Here is a 22,563-nt window from a genome sequence, read left to right as displayed (position 1 = left end):
CCGAGGGGGATGGTTCCGGTCACTGGGAGGGCACCGGCGCGGCCGGCGGCGGCCCGGTCGGGTCGGGGGTCGCACCGGCGGGCTGCGGCCCTGCCGGTTCGGGGGTCGGGTCGACCACGCTCTCGACCGGCACCTCGCCCGAGATGCACCAGTCCGCCCCGTTCCGGGTGACTGTGAACAGCAGCGACCGGGCGACCGTACGCGATCCGGCGGTGACAGTGACCGAGGCGCTGACCTCCTGGCCGTTCGGGCCGGAGCGGACGTCGGTGATGGTCGCCTGCGGCACCGTGAAGTGGTCGGCGAAGTCGCCGTTCGGGCCCGTGGCGGCGGAGTCGAAGGCGGCGTGCATGGGCGCGCAGAGCTGGCTGCGGCCGGCGTCGGCGTCGCGGGCGGTCAGCGCGTCCAGGTACGCCTGCACCCGTTCCCGGCTCTTGGCCGCCGCCTCCTCGGCGGGCGCCTTCTCGCTGGGCGGGGCGTCGCCGCCGTTCTGCCCACCCGAGCCGCAGGCGGCCAGGGCCACCGGCAGGAGCGCGAGGAGGGCGAGCCCGGCGAACCGGTCCCGGTGGCTGCGACCCATCTGTCCTCCCGTCGCGTGGACTCGTCGAGCGGCGAGTGTGCCACACCCGGCCCGCGCCGCCGGGTGACTCCCCATCCTGACCCGGATCGGTGCGCTCGGCCAGGACGGCACGCGGGCGGGGAGGGGCCGGTGTGGCCCCTCCCCGCCGGGTGGGTGGTGCGTCGGCCCTCGGCTCAGCCGAGACCGCCCTTGATGGCGCCGATCAGCTCACCGTTGCCGGTGTCACCGGAGAGCTCCCAGAAGAACGCGCCACCGAGGCCCTGGCTGTTGGCGTAGCTCATCTTCCCGCCAATGGTCGACGGGGTGTCGTAGCTCCACCAGTTGCTGCCGCACTTGGCGTACGCCGTGCCGCCGACCGTGCCGGTGGCCGGGCAGCTGTTCTTGAGCACCTTGTAGTCCTCGATGCCCGCCTCGTAGGTGCCCGGGGCCGCGCCGGTGGCGCTGCCGCCGGGTGCGGCCTGGGTCACGCCGGTCCAGCCGCGTCCGTAGAACCCGACGCCGAGCAGCAGCTTGCTGGACGGTACGCCCTTGGACTTGAGCTTCTGGATCGCCGCGTCCGACCAGAAGCCCTGCTGCGGGATCCCGGTGTACGAGTAGAGCGGCGAGTGCGGCGCGGTCGGCCCCTGGGCGTTGAAGGCGCCGAAGTAGTCGTACGTCATCGGCATCAGCCAGTTGAGGTTGGTCGCGGCGCCGGCGTAGTCGGTGGCGTCGATCTTGCCGCCGTTGCTGCCGTCCGCGGTGATCGCCGCGGTGACCAGGAAGCTGGAGCCGAACTTGCTCCGCAGCGCCGAGACCACGTTCTTGAACGCGTTCGGGCCGCTGCTGTCGCACTGGAGGCCGCAGGCGTTCGGGTACTCCCAGTCGACGTCGATGCCGTCGAAGACGTCCGCCCAGCGCGGGTCCTTGACCAGCGAGTAGCAGGAGTCGGCGAACGCGGCCGGGTTCTGCGCGGCCTGGGTGAAGCCGCCGGACCAGGTCCAGCCGCCGAAGGACCAGAGCACCTTCAGGTTCGGGTACATCTTCTTGAGCTTGCGCAGCTGGTTGAAGCTGCCGCGCAGCGGCTGGTCCCAGGTGTCGGCGACGCCGTCGACGCTGTCCGCGGCGGTGTACGCCTTCTCGTAGTCGGCGTAGCTGTCCCCGATGCTGCACCGGCCGCCGGTGGTGTTGCCGAAGGCGTACAGGATGTGGGTCAGCTTCGCGGCCGAGCCGCTGGTGTGGATGTTCTTGACGTGGTAGTTGCGGGCGTAGACGCCCCACTCGGCGAAGTAGCCGACGATCTTCTTGCCACCGGGCGGCGGCGTGGTGGGCGGCTGCGTCGTCGGCGGGGTGGTCGTCGGCGGCGTGGTGGTGGGCGGCGTCGTGGTCGGCGGGGTCGTGGTCGGTGCGGTGGTCGTCGGCGTGCCGCCGCCGGTGCAGGAGCCACCGTTGATCGTGCAGCTCACCGGCGCCTTGTACGCGCCGGTGCCGTTGTAGCCCCAGCTGAAGCTGGCGCCCGGGGCGAGCGTGGCGGCCCAGCTCTTGTTGACCGCCACGTAGCGGTCACCGCTGCGGGTGATGTCGGCGTCCCAGGAGCTGCTGATCGAGGTGCCGGAGGGCAGCGTGAACTCGATGCGCCAGCCGTTGACGGTGGAGCTGGTGCCGTTTGTGACTGTCACCCGCCCCTCGTGGCCGGTCCCCCAGTCCTGCACCTTGGCGAGAACGTGGCGGTGACGCTGCCGGCGGCCGACGCGGTGGTCATGGGCACCGCGGCGACCGCGAGCGCGACCACGGCGCCGGTGGCCCACAGGGCCCGGCGGAGCGATCTCTTCATACGGCGTCCCTCCAATAGTTAGGAAACTTTCCAAATTGATTGCTGAGACGCTACTCACACCGTCGCCACTTCGTCAAGATGTCGATGCGTCGATTTCCCGGGCGGCACGGCACGGCCCACACCCGGGCCCGTAGCCTCGTGCCATGACCGTTTTCGACGTCCAGATCGACGCCCTCACCGGCGGCCCGGCCGACCTCGGCAGCTACCGCGGCCGCGCCCTGCTCGTGGTCAACGTGGCCTCCCGCTGCGGCCTCACCCCGCAGTACGCGGGCCTCCAGGAGCTCGCCGACACGTACGGCGGGCGCGGGCTGACGGTGCTCGGGGTGCCGTGCAACCAGTTCGCCGGCCAGGAGCCGGGCAGCGCCGCCGAGATCGAGGAGTTCTGCCAGGTCAACTACGGCGTGACGTTCCCGCTGACGGAGAAGGTCGACGTCAACGGGCCGGACCGGCACCCGCTCTACGCGGAGCTGGTGTCCACGCCGGACACCGAGGGGCACACCGGGGACGTGCGCTGGAACTTCGAAAAGTTTCTCGTCGCGCCGGACGGCACGGTGGCCGCCCGGTTCGGCCCGCAGGTCACGCCCGAGGATCCTGAGCTGCGCGCGGCGATCGAGAAGGTCCTGCCGGCCTGACGGGCACACCGCCGCCGGGCACGGCGAAGCGGCACGCCCCCGCGGGGAGGCGTGCCGCTGCCGCGGACCGGGTCAGCCGGCGGCGGACCGGAAGACCGGGTAGTAGCCGCCGGACTGCCCGGCGGCCGTCGGGTGGTACGACTTGCTCAGGTTCAGCACGTTCAGGGCGTGCAGACACTCGCCCCGTAGCATGCATGAGGGGCAGCGGACCGCGCGCCTGCCGAGTCAGCTCGACGCGCCGACGCCCCGCGTCAGAGGTTCGGAATGTTGCTGAGCACCAACGGGATAGCCTTTCCGGCTCCGAAATATATCGGAAGGCTTGCCCGGACAGCACCGTCCACGTCAGCCCTCGTCAACGACATACCCTTCTGGTCATACAGATCCATCCCAAGAGCGATCGAATAGCGATCGCCCGCGTCCGTAATTCCCACCTTGGAGGCCGTGTACTGCAGCCAGTCACGCGGGAAAAGCCCGCGACGCCCCACATAACCATAGTGGATATTCGACCAGATATCGTAGTAGATCTCGTACTCCCGCCCAGGCACCCGATAATAGAGACCCTTTGAGCCAGTCTCCAACCCTGGGCCCAACATGCGCTCGATCTTAGGTTTGTGATCCCAGGGTTGACCCGGGGCCACGAGGGCGGCAAACGTCACATTCGCCCTATTCCAACCCACTCCGCTTGCGACATCTGCTCGAATGGCAGTGATGACCCCCGAACGAGCGTTGTTGTACATCTCGCTGTAGATGTAAGAGACCACCGACTCGTAAAGGTACGAGTCGTCGGTTGTCTTGTAGGTGTAGTTGAAGTCCATGGCATCGTAGTTCCGCGCCGCCTCGACGCCGTATTTCATGGCCACCACCTCGACCCACCAGTTGCCCGGCTCGTAGAGGTGGTTGATGGTGAACGATGTGCCGGTAACCGGATACGGCAGTCGCGTCATGTTCGCCCGAGACGGCCACAGGTCGTTGGCGCCGTCGCGCTTGCGGTAGTAGATCGCGTAGCCGTCGGCACCGGACACCGCCGGCCACGAGACGTTGAGGCTGAACAACGCGGGCCGCACGGTGATGTCACTTGCCGCCGGAGGCAGCGGCATGGTCACCCGGGCCACGTTTGACGCCTCACTGGTGCCAGAGAGGTTCGTCGCGGCGACCTTGAATTCATAGGTCCGGTTCGGGACGAGGGTGTCGATCTTGATCGTGCAGCACGAGCTGATCGGGTAAGGCAACCGCTCCCACGCCTTGTTGGCCGTCACGTCCCGCCGATAGACGTAGTACCAGACGTTAGAGGTGGGACTGGCCGTCCAGCGCAAGGTGGCCTGGCCGACGCCGGCTGTCACCGTCAGGTTCGAGGGCGACTGCGGGAACGGTGGCATCGGCCGCGCGCTGGCCACATTCGATGCCGCGACCGAGTCGCCGGCGACGTTGTTGGCCCGCACCCGGAACTCGTAGGTCTGCCCGTTCGTCATGTAGTCGAGGGTGATGCTCGTCGCGTCGACTGGGCTCTTGAGTCTGGTCCACGCCTGGCCCGCGGTGACATTGCGCATCTCGATCCAGTACCACACGTTCCCCGACGGGCTGGCCGTCCAGCGCAGGCTGACCTTCCCGTCGCCGGGGCTAGCGGTAAGCCCGGACGGTGGCTGAGGCAACGGCGGCATGGGCTTGGCCGAAGCGGTCGCGGTCGGCGCGCTCTCTCCGCCCGCGTTGGACGCCTTCACCTGGAACTGGTAGGTGCGACCGTTGGTCAGGTACTGCACCACCTGGGACGTAGCCGTGACCGGATAGGCAAGCCGCTGCCAGGACTGCCCGGCAGCGCTGTCGCGGTAGTAGACGATGTAGTTGACGTTGGCGGTGGGACTCGCCGCCCAGGAGAGGGTGACCTTGCCGTCTCCAGCCGTCGCAACGAGGTTCGTGGGCGGTGACGGAAGATTGTAGGCAGCCGTCACTCTGACAGTGGCAGAGGCGGTTCCCTCACCCCCCGCAGTCGTCGCCGCCACCTTGTACTCGTACACGTGGCCGTGTTGCAGGTATTCCATCGTGATCGACGTTTGGGTGGTCAGGTACTCCAGCCGGGTGAAGGCGCTCTGACCGGCCGTGACGTCGCGCCAGTAGATGACGGAATAGACGCCCGGGGCTGGTGCGTCCCAGTTCAGTTCGATCTTGCCGTCGCCTGCTGTCGCGCCTCGGAGGTTCGTGGGAGCCGAGGGCGCGGCGTATCGGGCGGTGGCCCGAACCGGCGCAGTCGCAGGACTCTCACCGGCGGCATTGGTCGCTGCGATCTTGAACTCGTACTCGTGCCCGTGGGCGAGGTACTGCGCGGTGGCGGTAGTGCCCTCGGACACGGGCAACGGCCACTTGCTGAACTGCGACTCGCCCGCTGTCACGTCCCGCTGGTACACGGCGTACCAGACGTTCGTGCCAGAGGCCTGCCAGTTGAGGACGACTGTGCCGTTCGCCTGCGCCGACGCGCTCAGACCGGTGGGCGCGGTGGGCAATGCGGGCAATGACCTCACCCGCACGGTGTTGCTGGCTGCGCTCTCACCCCCCGCGTTGGTCGCCGCGACCTTGAACTCATATTCGTGCCCGTGGGTCACGTACTCAGCGGTGGCGGTCGTGCCTTCAGCGACGGGTGCCGGCCAGGCGCTGAACACGGTCTCGCCCGCGGTGAGGTTGCGCTGGTAGATCCGGTACCACACCTCGCCCGGCGAGGCGGTCCACGCCAACTTGATCGTGCCGTCGGCCTGGACACTGGCCGTCAGGCCGCTAGGGGCGGCAGGGGCCGCGTACGAGGCGACCGCACGCGCCAGGTTCGACGGCGCGGACTCGCCACCTCTGTTCGTAGCAACGACCTTGTACTCGTATTCGTGTCCATGGGCGAGATAGCGGGCCGTCGCGGTAGATCCTTCAGTGACCGGGTACGGCCACTTGGTGAACTCCGTCTCCCCGGCTGTCACATCTCGCTGGTATACCGAGTGCCAGACATCCCCGGGCGGGGCTGTCCACGACAGCCTGATCGTCCCGTCCGACTGCGCCGAGGCGGTCAACGCGGCAGGCGCGGACGGAACCGAGTAGACAGCCGTCGCTCGGGCTGGTGCCGAATATTCCCCAGGGCCGGAACCTCCGACACCCCGCACTCGGAACTCGTACTCGTGCTGGTGTTCAAGCCAGTCGACGATAAGGGACGTAGTCGTCCCCTCCGGGTGATTCACGGGCTGGAATTCGCTCTGCCCGGCAGTGACGTCTCGCCGCTGGACCTCATAGTGCCAAGCCCTGTCGGCAGTGCCCCAGCTCAGCGAGATCTTGCCGTCCGTACGTGCGGTCGCGGTGAGGTTGGCCGGCGCAGCGGGAGGTCGCACCGATGCGACCGCCGACACCACTGCAGAGGCAGGCCCTTCCCCGACTGCGTTTTCTGCCGCCACCCGGTACTGGTAGGTGTGTCCGTCTTTGAGATATGTCAGATCAGCCGATGCCTGGTCTACCGATTGAGGTAGGCGCACCCACTGGATCTGCTCGGCGGTCACATCCTTCTGATACACCCAGTACTTCATTCCACTGCCGGCCGGCGCCGTCCAGGAGAGATGGACCCCACCCTCGACATCCGCGTTTGCGACGATGTTCGTCGGAGCAGCCGGCAACAAGGAGGGATCTGGCTGCGGCCGCGGCCAGTCGACCTCGATGAAGCGCGGGCGGTACGTCGTCACGTCGTCCAACGTGACCTGCCTGTCGAAGCTGTTGACGTTGTAAGAGATCAGGAGCTTGCCGTTAGCCGCCAAACTCGGGTGCGTCGAGGTGTCGTAGACGATCAGCGGCCTGTCGTTCGAGCCTGGGGAAACCCGAGCCAACTCGATGGGATCGCCGAAGGGGCCGGTCGGCGAGTTGGCCGCGTAGGCAACGATGGTGGAGTTGAATACGAGGTGCCCCTCCATCGTCACCAGTAGGTACTGCCCGTTGATCTTCTGAACGGCGAAGGCCGTTCCCACGCCACTGGCGATGCGCGCTGACTCGTTCGCCTGACTCGACCAGCCATTTCCCGTCCAGAACTGCCACGGACCGGCGAGGCCGCCCAGGGGAACGCGCGCCAGACGGGCGAACTTCACGCCCTCGGCGTGCTCGGAGCCGTAGATATAGGTGTAGCCGGCCTCGTTGAGCAACTCCTGGCCCCAGGTGATCGCGCTACCAAGCGGTAGATCACGCACCTCCTGTACCGCCAAGCCGGGAAGCGTGAGCGTCACGAGCGCGTTTCCGGTCGGCTTGACGTCCAGCACCCCGGGACCGGTCGCCGCGTACTTGTTCACCAGGACTCGCACTACGGAACCGTCCACCACAGCGTCGGCAACCCAACAACCCAGCCCGACGCTGTCGTCGCACATGAAAGACTTGGGCGCTGCCGCCGTACCGCCGTGCCGCGTCTCCGTCAGCCCGCTCTCATCCTGAACAACGAGCGTGTTGTGAACCATCGGACTATTCGCGGGACGTGACCCGTCACTGTTGACAGTACCGAGGAAAGTATCCGAGAAGAACCACGCCACGCGTCCGTCCGGCAGTGGAACAGAAACCGTCCGATCGCCGCCGGTCCAGTGCCCTCCCGCATTCCCATACGCGGTCCACATGCCGTTTAGTTCGGCTGCGGACATTCTCCCGACCGCCTGGGCCGAGTTGACGGCGGCAACGGCAGGGGGACCTACCGTGAAAGCCAGGAGAGCAGCCAGAGCAACTCCGACCGCATGCCGCCACAGATCACGGCGAAACCGTTTTCGAGAGAAAATCCCCGGAGGATGACTGACAGAAAATGGGGGATTTTCGGGCATACTGACTCCTCATGCAGCAACGGTGGATGCCGACGAATTCGGCGGGAATAAATTGAACCGACGGGGGCGACAGAGCAGCTCAGACTATCTGTTGATCTTCCGACCGTCAATGCATTCGCGTGAGCGCTAATCACTTTCGAGCCACATGCGAAATTTCACCGTTCTATCCCTGATTCAAGGCAACAGGCCGAGCCGCGCGGGAGGATCGAGACGTTCCGCCGATCGAGAAACACGGCGCAGCGGCACGCCCCCGTCCGGAGGCGTGCCGCTGCCGCGGACCGGGTCAGCCGGCGGCGGACCGGAAGACCGGGTAGTAGCCGCCGGACTGCCCGGCGGCCGTCGGGTGGTACGACTTGCTCAGGTTCAGCACGTTCAGCGCGTGCAGCCACTTGGTCCCGCCGCTGCACAACTGGTGGCCGACGAAGATGGAGCGGACGTCGGCGAATTTGAAGCCGGCCGAGACGGCGGCCGTACGGGTGATGTCGTCGAGCAGGTTGATGCCTTCGTTGATCTTCGCCCGGGACGTCGCGCTCAGCCCGACGCAGGTGGTGCCGAGCTGGTAGAAGACCGGGTAGCCGACCACCACGACACGGGCCGAGGGCGACCGGCTCTTGATGCCGTTGTAGACGTTGGCGAGACGGCCCGGCATCGAGGTGCGGGCGACGTTCATGGCGGACTGCACGGCCGCCACGCACTGGGTCTCGCCCTGGAGCACGCAGGTGCTCATGATGTTTGCGAAGCCGACGTCGTTGCCGCCGATCGTGACGCTCACCAGCGTGGTGGTCGAGGAGAGCGCGGAGAGCTGGTTGTTGATGACGTCCGCCGTGGTGGCGCCGGAGCAGGCGACCGAACGGTACGACGCGGGCTTGATGTTGGCGTTGTAGAGCGCCGGATAGGCGTTCGTGCTGCGTAGACAGTTACCGCTCTCCGAGGTGTAGCTGTCGGCGCCGACGCCGGAGGCGTACGAGTCGCCGAGCGCGACGTAGCGGTCGGACGGGGCCGCCTGGGCGGGGGCGGCCAGAGAGAGGGTGAACCCGACCGAGGCGGCCAGGGTCAGGGCGAGGGTGGCAAGACGGGATCTCCGCACGTCGCACTCCTGGGGGCGTGAAGTGGTGGTGAGAGATAGATATCAATAAGATCACAGGGCATGGAAGATCACCGATTTGCGGGCCGGCGCGCATAGCGACTTGTCCCTACAAATCGTTGCCAGGTGCGCGCATCACAACGAAGGTTTCCGCCAAGCCGGGCGGATCGACGCAGATCAGGCGTGGGCGGGCCGGCTCAGACGGGACGGCGGCCGGCGAAACCGCACTCGACCCGGTGGTACCACCTGATGTCGGTGTCCCCCTCGAGCCAGCACCAGAGGACCGCCCGGCCGTCGCGCTCACCCGGGAAGTCGAGCAGCACCGGGGCGATCCCCTTGACCGCGATCTCATGCTGGTGGAACTCGTCCACCACCACGTGCAACCGCGCCTCCAGCGCCTTCACCTCGGCGAGCCCGCCGAGCGCGCTGACGCCATGGTCGGCCAGGTCGACCCGCAGCTCGGCCAGGTCGGCACGCAGTTTGATCAGCTCGTCGACGCGCGGCCGCAGCGTGGCCACCAGGTGTCGCGCCTGGGCGAGAGTGAACACCGGGCCAGTATGCGGCACGACCGTGCAGAGGAAAGCCTCCACACCACACGGCCACCATTCGCGCCGCGCATGCGGGCACACGCCGTCCGCCCGGCGACCCACAGCTCCGCCGACAGCCCCGGGTCCAGGCCGACCGCGTGGAGCGCCCTCGCCTGGGCGCGTCGTCGCCGGAAAACGGCGCCGGGTATCGGGTGTCGCCGCGCTCGGGTATACAGATGGTTCCTCCCGGATCGGCCCCCGGGCTCGCCCGGACGCCCCTCGCCCGTCGTTGGAGGCTCACTGGCATGAGCGATCTTCCGCCCGGTTCCCGCGCCCCGGATCCGCGGTACCTGTTCCGGTACCGGGATCTGGTGGCCGACACCTTGCCCGAGCATCGCGCCGTTCTGCAGGAGCGTGGGTGGTGCTGGTGGGGCTGGTGGAAACGGCCCAACGAACCCGGCCGGCTGGAGGTGTGGGAGGCGCTCGAACGCGAGGCGCTGGAGGATCGCCGGGTGCCGATCGGGCTGTTCCACTCCGGGACGGGCATCGTTCATCGCGCCATGGTCGACCGGGTGATCCTGCCGCAGCCGGACGAACTCGGGGCCTTCACCTCGCTCAGTCCGCCCGACTCCGAACTGGACGGCGTTCCACCCTACTACCGGGCGAGCCGGCACAGCCGGGGCTGGCTACGGCTGGTGGCCCTGGCCGAGGAGCCGATGGAGTTCTTCGGGAAGTTCTCCTTCGCCTCCGCGCCGCCCTTGCCCCATCATCCGCGGAGTCAGCTGGAGCGGCTGGTGGGTAAGCGGATCCTGGACGCTGACGAGCTGCGCGCGATGGACACCACGATCTGGGAGATCCGGCCAGCCCGTCCGGCCGACTCCAGCGAGCGGTTCCTGACCGCGTCCCCACGCCAGGACGGCGCGCTGTCCCCCGAGCCGATCGCCTGCCCGGGGCCGTGGCTGCTGCACCTCACCGATCCGCACTACGCGACCGGACGGTTCCGGTCGGAGCATCAGTGGCGGCTGGAGACCGAGGACGGCGCCACTCGCCCGACCATGGTCGATGCGATCTCCGACGCCCTGGCCCGTGATCAGCGGTCGGTCGGAGCGGTTCTCGTCACGGGTGATCTTACCTACGTCGCCCACCCCGACGAGTTCGCGGCGGCGCGGGCCGGCCTCTTCAAGCTCACCAACGGGCTACTCGGGCTGGGGCTGGAGCACCTCGTCGTCATCCCCGGCAATCACGACATCGCCTGGACCCACGCAGAATCGTACGAATACGGAGCCTTGGTCGAGGTGGCGCCGAAGGCGGCAACGGCCAACTATCGGGAGTTCTTCCGAGCGCTGTACGGATACCCCGCCTCGCCCCACCTCTCGATGGCTCGCCGTTTCGTCTTCCCGGGCGGCAACCTCGTCGACATCGCCGCGGTCAACTCCAGCTCCCTGGAACAGGGACAGTCGTTCCTGGCGGGCATGGGCCGGGTGCAGGAGTCCGCGTACCGCGAGGTGACCAGTGCGCTCGCCTGGGCGAGCCCTGGATCAGCCCTGCGTGTGCTCGCGCTGCATCATCATCTCGCGCTGACCGAAGACCTCGAATCACCCGACGAGTACGCCACCGGTTTCGGGATCGCCATCGACGCACCCAGGATTCAGCGCCTGGCCGCCCGGGACGGGGTGCACCTCGCGGTGCACGGGCACAAGCACCGCGCGTTCGTCTGGCGTACCGAGGCGTACCATCTGCCCGAATACAGCAACGAACGCTGGGACCTGGGACGCTTCAACATCGTCGGTGGTGGGAGCAGCGGCTCGAAATCGTCAGACGGACGGCGTAACTTCTTCAACCTGATCCGGATGGCGGGTCCAGTCGTGGAGTTGGAAATGTACCGGAGTCAACAGCAAGGCTCGTTCGAGCGTTTCATGACCTGGCGGGCCCCGCTGGCAACCGGGGCAGACGGCCGGCTTGAGATTGCTCCCTGGAAGGTCGTTTCCCCATGACCGCCAGACGCCCGGTCGTGCACGCCCTCATCCTCGACATGGACAATACGTTGTACGACTGGGTGGCGTACTTCGTGCCGGCAGTTCGAGCGATGGTGGCCCTTGCCGCCGAACTCCTCGACGTGTCCGAGGACGAGTTGCGGGGCGACCTCCAAGCCGTGCACCGCAACCACGGCAACACCGAGCACCCCTTCGCGCTGCTCGAGACCTCTGCCGTCGAGCGACGCCTGCCCGGGATGAGCCAACGGGCACGGCACGAGCACCTGCGGCCGGCCTTCGCCGCCTTCAACGAGGTCCGGCGACGTCACCTTCGCCTCTATCCAGACGTGGAACGCACGCTGCAGACAATCAAGGCCACCGGCTGTCACATCGTGGGGCACACCGAGGCCAAGGACGTGAACATCAGCAGTCGTGCCCGGTCGCTCGGGTTGGACGTGATGTTGGAGGCGATCTACGCCCCCCAGTTCGTCGGGCCGCCTCATCCGTTGGGCGCCGATCGACGGTCGGCTCCGGCAGCGATCGAGGTTCGCGTACTGCCACCGGCGTCCCGCAAGCCCAATCCGGAGATCCCCCGGCGGATCGCCGAGCAGCTCGGCGTTCCGCCCGCCCGCTGCCTGTACGTCGGCGACAGCCTGAACAAGGACGTGGCGATGGCCAAGCGAGCGGGGATGCTCGCCGCATGGGCCCGTTACGGCACCCACCACGATTCCGGCCTCTGGAGCGACCTCGTCGCGCTGTCCCATTGGGACCCTGCGGCGGTCACGGCGGCAGAAACCAGCAACGACAACTCCGCTCGATACGCGCCGGACGTGACACTTGACGCATTCCATGAGCTGTGCGAGCACTACACCTTCAGCGCGGCTTCGCAGCCGAGGCGACCTCAGATGATGCCGGCCGGCTTACCGGCAGTCCCGGCCGACTGATCAGCTCCCACAGCGGGCTGGCCCGGCGCGGGTGACCATCCGCTCCGTCGGTTCAGGTCTCCGATGTTGCTACGGAACTCACTGAGCCACTCGCCGGTCTCGGCCTCGACCAACTCGGCCGTCCGCAGCACGAGCACGCGGATCAGTTCCTCGCGTCGGCGTATCGCCGCCTCCTCAGTGGCCGGGGTGCGCAACTCCGTGGTCGCCCAGTCCAGCCGGAACTCGGTGAGCGCTCGCGAAAGCGCCTGCGCGGTGGCGATGTCGCGCATCCAGGCCGAGGAAAGACCGAAGAAGTGGTCGAAGGCCAGACAGCCACCGGCCATGGCGAGCAGGACGTACCCCCAACTGGCGCCGCTCCCGGCACTGGCCGCGCTGACCAGGGGCACGACCCCGCCGGCGACTCCCAGCAGGATGGCGCAGCCGCGCAGCAGACGGGAGATCCTGCGCCGTACCGCCTTGTCGCGCAGGTACCAGGCGATCGAGTCCTCGGCCTGCCCTTCCGCCCAACCGCGCAGGCGGTCCAGAACGGCCTCAGGCTGTTGATCCGCCGTCAGGACGGGAAACGGACGAATGATCATATCCCGTCGCGGAACCCGACGGCTCGGCTTGTCGACGAGGCCGTTGCCCGTCACCACGAGCTGCCCGATCCCCGCGTACGGCGAAGGCCGTGACCGGGTGACGGGTCGAGGATCGGAGATTGCTGTCGCCCCATAGGCACAGCGTGCGTCATCGCGCCCTGCCGCTCAAGGCATCAGACGTCTCGATCCGGTCCGGTGGTGACCATCAGCCGGTCAGGATTGGACGCGTTCCGCCTCCTGCACGAACGTGTCGCTCCGGCGGGCCCCCATCCGGTCCAGCTCGTCCAGCACCGCACCCACACCGTCCGCGCCGACCAGCACCGTGACGCGCAGCCGGGCCGACAGCGGCTGGTCCTGCCAGTAACCACGTGGCAGCAAACTCGCCTGCGGTGTCGTCGTCGCCACCGCGGCGTCGCTGACGATGACCGAGATCGCGCCCGCGCGCAGCAGCGCGTCGCGCAGGTCGGCGCTGTTCGCCGCCGGGTCCGGTTCCAGCAGCGCGGTGACCACCCGTACCCGCTGGCCGGGCGGCACGGCCGGTTCGCCGCTCCGGGGCGCCGCGGTACGGCGCCGGGGCGCGCCGGGTGCGGTCAAGCTGGTCACCCCGCCCAGGTGGTACGCGTCGGCGCCCTGTTGCGCCTGGTCCAGGCGTTCCTGGTCGGCGAGCGGCACGCGCAGGCCGATCAGCGCCTGCACCCCGGCGGCGATCAGCCAGGTCAGGACGAAGGAGAACGCGACCACCGTGACCACGCCGACGAGCTGGTGCCACAGCAGGCCGCCACCGCCGCCGAGGAACAGCCCGTCGGCGCCGAGCGGGTTGACCCCGCGGTTGCCGAACAGGCCGAGCAGGAGCGTGCCGAGCATGCCGCCGACGAAGTGCACGGCGAGCACGTCGAGCGCGTCGTCGAGGCGCAGCAGGTACTTCAGTTTCAGCGCGAAGTGGCAGACCAGGCCGGCCAGCGCGCCGATCGCGACGGCCGAGGCCGCGTTGACGTACCCGGCGGTCGGGGTGACCGTCGCGAGGCCCGCGACCGCGCCGGAGACCGCGCCCACGACGGTGCTGTGTCCGTCGGTGACGCGTTCGAGCGCCAGCCAGACGAGCATCGCCGCGGCGGCGGCGAGGTGCGTGTTGAGGACGGCCTGCGCGGCGAGGCCGTTGGCCTGGAGGCCGTCGCCGCCGTTGAAGCCGAACCAGCCGAACCAGAGGATGCCGGCGCCGACGATGGTCAGCGGGATCGAGTTCGGTGGTGCGGCGGTGTGCGGCCAGGCCCGGCGCCGGCCGACGACGAGCAGCACGGCGAGGACGGCGGCGCCGGCGCTGGCGTGCACGACGAGCCCGCCGGCCCAGTCCTGGGTGCCGAACTTCGCCAGCCATCCGCCGGGGTGCCAGAGCCAGTGCGCGATCGGCGCGTAGACCACCACCGACCAGACCGCGAGGAACAGCACCCAGCCGCCGAAGCGCAGCCGGCCCGCTGTGGCGCCGGTGACGAGCGCCGGTGTGATCACCGCGAACATCATCTGGAACAGGACGAACGCCAGCGTGGGGATGGTGATCCGGCCGTCGACCACGTGCAGGTTGGGCGCGGGCGGCACCTTCAGATCGGTGAGCCCGAACAGCTCCAGGTTGCCGAACAGCCCGCTGCCGGCGTCGTCGCCGAAGGCGATGGTGTAGCCGACGAGCACCCACGTCAGGCTGACCACGCCCAACGCGATCATGTTCTGTTGCAGCATCGCCAGCACGTTGCGGGTGCGGACCATACCGCCGTAGAAGGCGGCCAGGCCCGGTGTCATGAACAGGACGAGGCCGGCGCACACAAGCACCCAGGCGGTGTCACCCGCGTTCGGAGCGGACATGGTTTCCCCCCTTGTCTCGCAGGTGGACGGAGTCACGAGCGGTGGCCAGGAAGGTGTCCTTCACCCGCTCGTGGTTGGGCAACTGCGCGAAGTGCCGGTCCGGCAGCAGCAACAGCCAGGTGGCGATGTTGAACGGACCGGTCAGCACCGGAATGCCCAGCGGGGTGAGCATGGTGGTCAGCGCCATCTGCACGAACAGCGTCAGCGCGATGCCGAACAGCGTGTAGACGGTCACCAGCGTGCCGGGGCGGTGCGCGACAGCGCCCACCACGATCGCGGTCAGCACGGCGTTGAAGGCGAACAGGCCCTTGTCCAGCGACGCGCCGTCGGCGCCGAACCAGAGCGCCAGCAGTGTCGCGCCGACGGTGCCGATCACCGCGAACAGCGCCGACCAGCGGGAGTTGATCAGCAGGGCGATGAGGATGAGCAGTCCGGTGACCCAGCTCTCGATCAGATAGACCTGGGACACGCCCTTGAGGAAGGTCGGGATGAGGCCCCAGCCGAAGGTGCCGCCGGTCAGCGGTCCCTCGCCGGGGAACGTCGGTGTCAGCTTGGTCAGCACCGTGAACTTGTCGAACTGGTACGCGCCCATCAGCAGGAACCAGGTCGTGAGCACGAACGGGAAGGTGTAGGCGGTCAGGTTCCAGCGTTTGAAGACGGCGTTGAGGGCGAGCGTGACCACCACCGTGCCGATCGCGCCGAGCACCAGGTAGAGCCACATCATCGGGCGCTTGTCGAGGAACGTGGGCACCGCCAGGCCGGTCAGCAGCGGGCTGAAGCCGAACAGACCCTTGCGCCAGCTGGCCGGGTCGACCCGCAACGCCAGCGCGGTGGCGGTGCCCACGACCAGGGCGAGCACGCCGCCGCCGATCACCCGGGGCGTGCCGGCCTCGAACGCGCCCCAGGCGAGCGCGATCAGGATGAGCAGGCCGCTCAGCGGATTGTTCTGCAGCACCACCTGCGCGGCGCCGCGCAGGCACGCGTCGACGAACCGGACCAGCGGGTTCCGGTCGGCCAGGTGGCGCCAGCCTCGTCCGATGTCGGCCATGTCGGTCTTCTCCTCGCCTCAACGCCAGCTGAAGACCGGCGGGAAGGTGCAGCCGGTCACCTCTTCACGGGCGGCCGTGCAGAACGCGCGTACGGCGGCGCGGACCGGTTCGGTCTCCTGACCCAGCACCTTGAACACCAGGCCGGCGTCGTTCGGCAGCCGGCTCACAGCGGTGGCCAGCGGCGTCTGCTCGTCCCACACCGGTGTCGCGGTCCGCTCGAAGACCCGGGCCGCCCGGTCCGGGTCGGTGAGCAGCACGGCGTTGCCGAAGACGTGGAAGCGGTCCATCATGCCGATCCGCGTCACCGGAAACCGGCCCGGAGTGATGACGAACTTCTCCACGAACAGCGGGCGTCCGTCGGGCCGCTGCGCCCGCAGCGTGGTGGAGAACAGGTCGTACGCGAAGATCTCGCCGTCGCGGTAGTACTTGCGGCCGGGCTGGAGCACCTCGGCGTACAGCATCGTCGCGGTCTGCGGCAGGCGGACCACGGTGTCGGAGACGAACCGGCTGCGCCGGAACGGGATCACCGGCTCGGGCAGGAACTCCAGGTAGGCGTCGTCGGCCAGGGTGAAGCTCTGGGTCTGGGTGCCGTAGTTGGCGTCCATCTCCTGGATCTTGGTGGCGGCCTGGGTGACCAGGTGCGCCTGCGCGCCCGGCCCCAGGTCGACGTCGATGCGCAGCCGGTCGCCCTGGAGCACGCCGCCGGAGGTGGTGAGGATCATGACGCAGGGCAGGCCCGGCATCTCCTCGTCCCAGTACAGCGCGCGCTGCACCAGCAGCGGGGACTGCCGGAAGACGTCGCGCATGATGGTCCGGTCGCCGCGCCGCTCGAACCCCAGCCGGAGGATGCCCACCTTGCCGTTCGCGGCAGCCGGCAACTGCGCCGGCTGGTCCTGGTACGGCGCGAGTTCCCGGACGGAGTCCAGAGTGGTCATGCCAGGACTTCGGCGTCGAAGAGCGCGTTGCGGCGGACCAGGTCCACCAGGTCGTCGATGCCCTCACCGGTCTTGCAGTTGGTGAACACGAACGGCTTGCCGCCGCGCATCAGCTCGGCGTCGCGGGCCATCACGTCCAGGTCGGCGTCGACGTACGGGGCCAGGTCGGTCTTGTTGATCACCAGGATGTCGGACTTGGAGATACCCGGACCGTTCTTGCGCGGGATCTTGTCGCCGGCCGCCACGTCGATCACGTAGATGAAGTAGTCGACGAGCGCGGGGCTGAAGGTGAGCGTGAGGTTGTCCCCGCCGCTCTCGATGAGCACGACGTCGCTGTCCGGGAACCGCGCCTCCATGTCCTCCACCGCGGCGAGGTTCATGCTGGGGTCCTCGCGAACAGCGGTGTGCGGGCAGGCGCCGGTCTCCACCCCGACGATGCGTTCCTCCACCAGCACGCCGGTCAGGGCGCGGCGGACGTGCTTGGCGTCCTCGGTGGTGACCACGTCGTTGGTGATGACCAGGATGCGCAGGCCCTGCTCGACCAGGCGGGGCACGACGGCCTCGATGATGGCCGTCTTGCCGCTGCCCACCGGGCCGCCCACGCCGATCCGACTCGCTGATTTCATTGTTGAGAAGACCCTTCAGGTGATGAGCGTTCAGCTCATGAACATCCGTACGTGTGCGTGCTGGTGCGCGCCGGCCAGCACGTCGAGGTGCGGCGCGAAGCTCTGCATGTCGTCGAGCCCGGCGGTGCGCACCTCCTCGTAGTCCTCGCCGACCCGCTCGTTCACCGCGAAGAGGATCGACTGGGTGTCGAGGTGGTCCACCCGCATCAGCCGGACCGCCGCGCCGAGCACCATGGAGGCCGCGCCGTACTGGTGGGCGGCGAACGCGTCCGCCTCGTCCACGCCGAGTTCGGCGAAGAGCACGCCGAGCGCGACCGGGTAGGTGACCGGGACGCCGGTGCCGCTCTCCGCGACGCGCTTGCGCAGCAGGGACTCCCCCACCACCCGTTCGGCGGCCTCGGCCAGCTTGCGCCCCATGCGGACGGTCATCGTCCGCGTCTCCTCGTTGATCTTGCGCAGGTGTACGGCCTCGTCGGCCGCCCGGATCCGGCCGGGGTCCCCGGCGAGGGCGGCGCGGTGCGCCACGAGCAGCGCCACCCCGTCACCGGTGGCGGCGGCGCGGGTGACAGTACGCACGAACTCCTGCAACGTGGCCCGGTCGTGCACCGCGCCCTGCTCGACGGCTGTCTCCAACCCGTTGGAGAAGGAGAAGGCACCGACCGGGAAGACCGAGTCACCGAACTGGAGCAGCTTCAGGGCCTCGGTCACCGTGGACACCCCGGCCCCTCAGTTCAGATCGGCGGGCAGGTGCGTGTGCGGGGTCGAGTCGGCCCCGCCGAACAGGCGCCGCGACTCGTGCGGGGCCAGGTAGGCGATGATCTCGGTGCCGGGGATGAACTCGTGGGTGAGGCCGGTGAACGCGTGCGTGCGCATCACCGAGTCCATGACCTTGCGGTCCACAGTGAGCGGGACGTACATCTTGGTGCCCTTCACCACCGCCGGCCAGTGCTGGTTGCCGATCGCGTGGCCGAGTTCGACGGCCGAGCGGATCACCATGTCCAGGGACTCACCGTGCAGCGTGTCGAGGTGCACGACCATGACCTCGCCGAGCGCGATCCGGGCCACCACCGCCGTCGCCGTGGCGTCGTCCCAGGCCAGCACGTCACCGTCGCGCAGCCGTACACCGCGGGCCAGGGACAGCGCCAGTTCGGTGCCGAGGCTGGTGGTCCGGCGCAGCCGGCTCTTCTGGGCGTCCCACTGGTCGAGGACCAGGTCGTCGACCTTGGCCTCCCGGAGCCGCTCGGTCCAGGCCGGCTCGTTCACGTTGCCGAGTACCGTTTCGACGAGCATGTGTTCTCCTTTCACGCGACCCCGCCACCGGCCGGGCCGGCCGCGGGCACCGCGCCGGGTCAGCTGAAGAAGTAGAGCTGGCTGAGGGGGAGGTTCTTGGCCGCCGGCACTGTCGCGTGCACGCCGTCCATCTTCACGGCGAAGGTCTCCGGGTCGACTTCGAGCTTCGGCGTACGGTCGTTGCGCACCATGTCGCGCTTGGTCAGGTTGCGGCAGCCGTATACCGGCATCACCTGCCGTTGCAGGCCGAGCTGCTCGGCCACACCCGACTCGTGCGCGGCGCGGGACACGAAGGTCACGCAGTTCCTGGCGAGCTGGGAGCCGGTGGCGCCGAACATGGGCCGGTAGTAGACCGGCTGCGGGGTGGGCAGCGAGGCGTTCGGGTCACCCATGATCGACCAGGCGATCATGCCGCCCTTGAGCACCATCTTCGGCTTCGTGCCGAAGAACGCGGGCTCCCAGAGCACCAGGTCGGCAAGCTTGCCCGGGCTGACCGAGCCGATGACGTGCGAGACGCCCTGGGTGATCGCCGGGTTGATGGTCATCTTGGCGACGTAGCGCAGGACCCGGAAGTTGTCGTTGGCGTCGGAGTCCTCGGCCAGCTTGCCGCGGACGTTCTTCATCTGGCCGGCGAGCTGGACGGTCCGCAGCCAGGTCTCCCCCACCCGGCCCATGGCCTGCGAGTCGCTCTGCATCATCGAGATGACGCCCTCGTCGAGGAGCACGTCCTCGGCGGCGATGGTCTCGGTGCGGATCCGGCTCTCCACGAAGGCGACGTCCGAGGGCACGTTCGGGTTGAAGTTGTGACAGACCATGATCATGTCGTACAGCTCGGACTGGCTGTTGATGCCGTACGGCACGGTGGGCGTGGTCGACGCGGGCAGCACGTTCATCTGGCCGGCGACCTTGATGATGTCCGGCGCGTGCCCGCCACCGGCGCCCTCGGTGTGGAAGGTGTGGATGGTCCGGCCCTCGAAGGCGGCGATGCTGTCCTCGATGTAGCCGCTCTCGTTGAGCGTGTCGGTGTGGATGCTGATCTGGACGTCGTACTCGTCGGCCACGGCGAGACAGGACCGGATCACCGCGGGCGGGGCGCCCCAGTCCTCGTGGATCTTGAAGCTGGGTACCCCGGCCATGATCTGCTCGACGAGCGGCGCCCGGCCACTGCTGTTGCCCTTGCCCAGCAGGCCGATGTTGATCGGCAGGTCCTCGAAGGACCGCATCATGTTCTGGATGTTCCACGGGCCGGGCGTGATGGTGACGCCGTTCGTGCTGTCGGTGGGCCCGGTGCCGCCGCCCCAGAGGGTGGTGACGCCGTTGCTGAGCGCGGCCCACACCTGCTGCGGGGTGACCAGGTGGACGTGCGCGTCGATGCCGCCGGCGGTCAGGATCAGGTGCTCACCGGAGATCGCGTCGGTGCCCGGACCGGTCACCAGGCCCGGTGTCACCCCGTCCATGATGTTGGGGTTGCCGGCCTTGCCGATCCCGGCGATCTTGCCGTCCTTGATCCCCACGTCCGCCTTGACCACACCGAGCAGCGCGTCGACGATCGTCACATTGGTGATCACCAGGTCCACCACGCCCTCGGCGCTGGTGGCCTGGCTGGCACTGCCCATGCCGTCGCGCAGGGTCTTTCCACCGCCGTACATGACCTCGTCACCGAGGACCCGCAGGTCCTTCTCGATCTCGATGTAGAGGTCGGTGTCACCCAGCCGGATCTGGTCGCCCGTGGTCGGGCCGTACATTCCGGCATATTCCTGCCGTGAGATCTGACTCATGCGTTCTCGCTCCAGCTCTGGCGCGTCGAAGGAAGGCCGGGCTACTTCTTGCCCCTGCCGCTCTTGTCCTGGTCCTTGCCCTTGGCCTGGTCCTTGCCCTGGTCCTTGGCCTGGCCCTGCTGCTGCGTCGTGGTCTTGAAGCCGCGCGTCTGGGCCTGGTGGAGCGCCTCGGCCCGGTCCGGCCGGTACCCGGGGATCGGCCCGTCGCCGGTCCAGCCCTGGACCAGGCCGTTGAAGCCGTAGACCCGCTGGGAACCGCCGTACGGGATCAACTGGACGGTCTTGCGGTCGCCGGGCTCGAACCGGATCGAGGTGGTGGCCGGGATGTTCAGCCGCTTGCCGAACGCCGCCGGGCGGTCGAACTCCAGGAAGCGGTTGGCCTCGAAGAAGTGGAAGTGGGAGCCGACCTGGATGGGCCGGTCACCGGTGTTCCGCACGACCACCTCGGTCACCGGCCGCCCGGCGTTGAGTTCCAGAGGTTGGTCGCTGAGCTTGTAGCCGCCGATGGGCCGAAGGTGCTTGGAGTTCGGTCCCGGGTGTTGCTTCGCCATGTTGCCCCCGCTCTGCCGGAGACCGCGGCCTCCGGTCGCTGCTCTACTGGATGGGTGAGTGGACGGTGATCAGCCGCGACCCGTCGGTGAAGACCGCTTCGACCTGGAGCATCGGGATCATGTCCGCCACGCCGGGGATCACGTCGTCGGCGGTGAGCACATGGCTCGCGTCGTTCATGACCTCCTCGACGGTCTTGCCCTCGCGCGCGCCCTCCAGCGCCGCGGCGCAGATCACCGCCACGGCCTCGGGGTGGTTGAGCTTGACCCCGCGCGCCTTGCGGGCGTTTGCGACCATCGCCAACGAGTGGATCGTCAGCTTGTCGAATTCCTTCGGCGTGAGATGCACTTCGCGACCCCTTCGTCCGCACCTTCTGTACGGTTTTAGCTATTCCGTCACGGTAAGAGCGCTTTGGCCGGTTCGCAGCTCGTTCAGGGAGATTTCAGGGGTTGGTATGCGCCCGCTCGCGCCGGTCGTAGTCGGCGACCCACATCTGCTGGATCTGCTCCAGCGTCCGGCCCCTGGTCTCCGGCAGGTAGCGCCGCACGAACAGGAAACCGAGCACGCACAGCCCGGCGAAGAGCGCGCACACGCCCGACCGGCCGAGCGCGTCCAGCAGGCTCAGGAAGAACTGCGTGATCAGGTACTCGGTGCCCCAGTGGGTGGCGGTGGCGATCGCCACGCACCGGCCGCGGATCGGACCGGGATAGATCTCGTTGATCACGGTCCAGGCGGCCGGGCCGATCGACACGGCGTAGAACGCGACGAAGAAGATCACGCCGACCAGCAGGAACAGGCCCGCGGTGGTGACCCGGCCCTCGCCGCGCCCGGCACCGGCACCGGCACTCAGGAAGCTGACGCTGACCACGGCGAGCGAGACCGCCATCCCGGCCAGGCCGACCAGCAGCAGCGGCCGGCGGCCGACGCGGTCGAGCAGGCACCGCCACGAGTCGCCGCCGGTGAAGAGCTCGTCCGCCAGGTAGCCGATGAAGATCGCGAAGGTGATGGAGAACTGGTAGACCCCGAGCAGGCCACCGCGGATCCGTTCCGGCGCCGCCTCGGCCGCGAACATCGGCCCGGCGACCGAGGCCACGCCGATGCCCACCCCGAGGAGCACCCGCGCGCCGAGCAGCGCGCCGATGGTCGGCGCCGCCGCCTGCACGATCGCGGCGACGACGTACGCGCCGCCGGCGACCCACAGGGCGCCCCGCCGGCCGGCCCGGTCGGCGAGGTGACCACCGGCGAGCGCGCCGGCCAGCGCGCCCACAGTCACCCAGCTCGCCGCCTCCTCCACCTCGAAGGTGCCCACGTCGAACGTGCGGCGGATGTCGTGCAGCGCGCCGCTGATGACGCCCTGGTCGTAGCCGAAGAAGGCGCCGGAGAGGACGACGATCGACAGGATCGCCACGAGGTTGCGACGGGACGGCCGGCCGGCCGCGCGTCCGCTCGCCGCCATCTCACCCCGTCCGCCGGCGACCGCCAACGAAACGACCGAAGACCTACATATGCGACATATAGTAGGTTCGCCGCTGCGGTCCGACAGTGAAAC

General features: G+C 68.5%; 17 protein-coding genes and 2 pseudogenes. 3 read left to right on the top strand and 16 right to left on the bottom strand.

Going from position 1 to position 22,563, the window contains the following annotated elements; genetic code table 11:
* Positions 1–19 precede the first annotated feature (19 nt).
* Together AB0D28_RS00615 and AB0D28_RS00610 are read right to left on the bottom strand one after the other, a co-directional pair.
* Positions 20–577 carry a hypothetical protein gene (locus AB0D28_RS00615; RefSeq protein ID WP_357380711.1) on the bottom strand — a complete coding sequence of 186 codons (558 nt, stop codon included), beginning with the start codon at positions 575–577 and terminating at the stop codon, positions 20–22.
* Between the two features lie 173 nt (positions 578–750).
* Positions 751–2,387, bottom strand: a pseudogene (locus AB0D28_RS00610) (glycosyl hydrolase family 18 protein).
* A gap of 143 nt (positions 2,388–2,530) precedes the next feature.
* Here AB0D28_RS00610 and AB0D28_RS00605 point away from each other — a divergent pair.
* Positions 2,531–3,019: a glutathione peroxidase gene (locus AB0D28_RS00605; protein ID WP_357380709.1), complete on the top strand. Its 489-nt coding sequence runs from the start codon at positions 2,531–2,533 to the stop codon at positions 3,017–3,019.
* A 251-nt stretch (positions 3,020–3,270) separates the two neighbouring features.
* Here AB0D28_RS00605 and AB0D28_RS00600 read toward each other — a convergent pair whose 3' ends face one another.
* The 3 genes from AB0D28_RS00600 to AB0D28_RS00590 form a co-directional block, all read right to left on the bottom strand.
* Positions 3,271–7,653: a fibronectin type III domain-containing protein gene (locus tag AB0D28_RS00600; protein WP_357380707.1), complete on the bottom strand. Its 4,383-nt coding sequence runs from the start codon at positions 7,651–7,653 to the stop codon at positions 3,271–3,273.
* A gap of 457 nt (positions 7,654–8,110) precedes the next feature.
* On the bottom strand, positions 8,111–8,914 hold the full coding sequence (locus tag AB0D28_RS00595; RefSeq protein WP_357380705.1) for an SGNH/GDSL hydrolase family protein: 804 nt from the start codon (positions 8,912–8,914) through the stop codon (positions 8,111–8,113).
* Between the two features lie 194 nt (positions 8,915–9,108).
* Entirely contained in the window at positions 9,109–9,459 is a 351-nt protein-coding gene (locus tag AB0D28_RS00590; RefSeq protein ID WP_357380703.1) for a DUF2203 domain-containing protein, read from the bottom strand.
* A 284-nt stretch (positions 9,460–9,743) separates the two neighbouring features.
* Here AB0D28_RS00590 and AB0D28_RS00585 point away from each other — a divergent pair, with 284 nt between their 5' ends.
* Positions 9,744–11,432 (top strand): metallophosphoesterase, encoded by a 1,689-nt coding sequence (locus tag AB0D28_RS00585; RefSeq protein WP_357380701.1) that lies wholly within the window; start codon positions 9,744–9,746, stop codon positions 11,430–11,432.
* Positions 11,429–12,355 (top strand): HAD-IA family hydrolase, encoded by a 927-nt coding sequence (locus AB0D28_RS00580; RefSeq protein WP_357380699.1) that lies wholly within the window; start codon positions 11,429–11,431, stop codon positions 12,353–12,355. The genes AB0D28_RS00585 and AB0D28_RS00580 overlap by 4 nt, the downstream gene beginning before the upstream one ends.
* Here the strand turns inward: AB0D28_RS00580 and AB0D28_RS00575 are convergent.
* The 11 genes and pseudogenes from AB0D28_RS00575 to AB0D28_RS00525 form a co-directional block, all read right to left on the bottom strand.
* Positions 12,313–12,987, bottom strand: a complete 675-nt coding sequence (locus AB0D28_RS00575; protein WP_357380696.1) for an SLATT domain-containing protein — start codon at positions 12,985–12,987, stop codon at positions 12,313–12,315. The genes AB0D28_RS00580 and AB0D28_RS00575 overlap by 43 nt on opposite strands.
* Before the next feature lie 159 nt (positions 12,988–13,146).
* The gene (locus AB0D28_RS00570; protein WP_357380694.1) at positions 13,147–14,787 is read right to left on the bottom strand and encodes an ammonium transporter; all 1,641 of its coding nucleotides are present in this window, start codon (positions 14,785–14,787) and stop codon (positions 13,147–13,149) included.
* Complete coding sequence (gene yut, locus AB0D28_RS00565) at positions 14,765–15,835, bottom strand: urea transporter (protein WP_357380692.1); 1,071 nt, start codon at positions 15,833–15,835, stop codon at positions 14,765–14,767. Before yut ends, AB0D28_RS00570 begins: the two co-directional genes overlap by 23 nt.
* A gap of 18 nt (positions 15,836–15,853) precedes the next feature.
* Complete coding sequence (locus AB0D28_RS00560; RefSeq protein ID WP_357380689.1) at positions 15,854–16,771, bottom strand: urease accessory protein UreD; 918 nt, start codon at positions 16,769–16,771, stop codon at positions 15,854–15,856.
* The gene (ureG, locus tag AB0D28_RS00555) at positions 16,768–17,397 is read right to left on the bottom strand and encodes an urease accessory protein UreG (RefSeq protein WP_013287653.1); all 630 of its coding nucleotides are present in this window, start codon (positions 17,395–17,397) and stop codon (positions 16,768–16,770) included. The genes AB0D28_RS00560 and ureG overlap by 4 nt, the downstream gene beginning before the upstream one ends.
* A gap of 30 nt (positions 17,398–17,427) precedes the next feature.
* On the bottom strand, positions 17,428–18,105 hold the full coding sequence (locus AB0D28_RS00550) for an urease accessory protein UreF (RefSeq protein ID WP_357380687.1): 678 nt from the start codon (positions 18,103–18,105) through the stop codon (positions 17,428–17,430).
* Between the two features lie 18 nt (positions 18,106–18,123).
* Positions 18,124–18,687 carry an urease accessory protein UreE gene (gene ureE, locus AB0D28_RS00545; protein ID WP_013475749.1) on the bottom strand — a complete coding sequence of 188 codons (564 nt, stop codon included), beginning with the start codon at positions 18,685–18,687 and terminating at the stop codon, positions 18,124–18,126.
* A 59-nt stretch (positions 18,688–18,746) separates the two neighbouring features.
* A complete protein-coding gene (locus tag AB0D28_RS00540) occupies positions 18,747–20,465 on the bottom strand; it encodes an urease subunit alpha (protein ID WP_357380685.1) in 1,719 nt (572 codons plus the stop codon).
* 215 nt (positions 20,466–20,680) lie between these two features.
* A pseudogene (locus AB0D28_RS00535) lies at positions 20,681–21,016 on the bottom strand (urease subunit beta); the annotation flags it as partial.
* Between the two features lie 43 nt (positions 21,017–21,059).
* A complete protein-coding gene (locus AB0D28_RS00530; RefSeq protein ID WP_013287657.1) occupies positions 21,060–21,362 on the bottom strand; it encodes an urease subunit gamma in 303 nt (100 codons plus the stop codon).
* A 94-nt stretch (positions 21,363–21,456) separates the two neighbouring features.
* Positions 21,457–22,470: an MFS transporter gene (locus AB0D28_RS00525; protein ID WP_357380682.1), complete on the bottom strand. Its 1,014-nt coding sequence runs from the start codon at positions 22,468–22,470 to the stop codon at positions 21,457–21,459.
* Positions 22,471–22,563: the final 93 nt, after the last annotated feature.

The organism is Micromonospora sp. NPDC048169 (assembly GCF_040652815.1).
Classification (GTDB): domain Bacteria; phylum Actinomycetota; class Actinomycetes; order Mycobacteriales; family Micromonosporaceae; genus Micromonospora.
This window is presented reverse-complemented; position numbering and strand designations above follow the sequence as displayed.

What these genes read in the sequence shown, in the direction of transcription:
- AB0D28_RS00615 (WP_357380711.1), bottom strand. Translation starts at nt 577, where the DNA reads ATGGGTCGCAGCCACCGGGACCGGTTCGCCGGGCTCGCCCTCCTCGCG.
- AB0D28_RS00605 (WP_357380709.1), top strand. Translation starts at nt 2,531, where the DNA reads ATGACCGTTTTCGACGTCCAGATCGACGCCCTCACCGGCGGCCCGGCC.
- AB0D28_RS00600 (WP_357380707.1), bottom strand. Translation starts at nt 7,653, where the DNA reads ATGTCCGCAGCCGAACTAAACGGCATGTGGACCGCGTATGGGAATGCG.
- AB0D28_RS00585 (WP_357380701.1), top strand. Translation starts at nt 9,744, where the DNA reads ATGAGCGATCTTCCGCCCGGTTCCCGCGCCCCGGATCCGCGGTACCTG.
- AB0D28_RS00580 (WP_357380699.1), top strand. Translation starts at nt 11,429, where the DNA reads ATGACCGCCAGACGCCCGGTCGTGCACGCCCTCATCCTCGACATGGAC.
- AB0D28_RS00570 (WP_357380694.1), bottom strand. Translation starts at nt 14,787, where the DNA reads ATGTCCGCTCCGAACGCGGGTGACACCGCCTGGGTGCTTGTGTGCGCC.
- yut (WP_357380692.1), bottom strand. Translation starts at nt 15,835, where the DNA reads ATGGCCGACATCGGACGAGGCTGGCGCCACCTGGCCGACCGGAACCCG.
- AB0D28_RS00560 (WP_357380689.1), bottom strand. Translation starts at nt 16,771, where the DNA reads ATGACCACTCTGGACTCCGTCCGGGAACTCGCGCCGTACCAGGACCAG.
- ureG (WP_013287653.1), bottom strand. Translation starts at nt 17,397, where the DNA reads ATGAAATCAGCGAGTCGGATCGGCGTGGGCGGCCCGGTGGGCAGCGGC.
- ureE (WP_013475749.1), bottom strand. Translation starts at nt 18,687, where the DNA reads ATGCTCGTCGAAACGGTACTCGGCAACGTGAACGAGCCGGCCTGGACC.
- AB0D28_RS00540 (WP_357380685.1), bottom strand. Translation starts at nt 20,465, where the DNA reads ATGAGTCAGATCTCACGGCAGGAATATGCCGGAATGTACGGCCCGACC.
- AB0D28_RS00525 (WP_357380682.1), bottom strand. Translation starts at nt 22,470, where the DNA reads ATGGCGGCGAGCGGACGCGCGGCCGGCCGGCCGTCCCGTCGCAACCTC.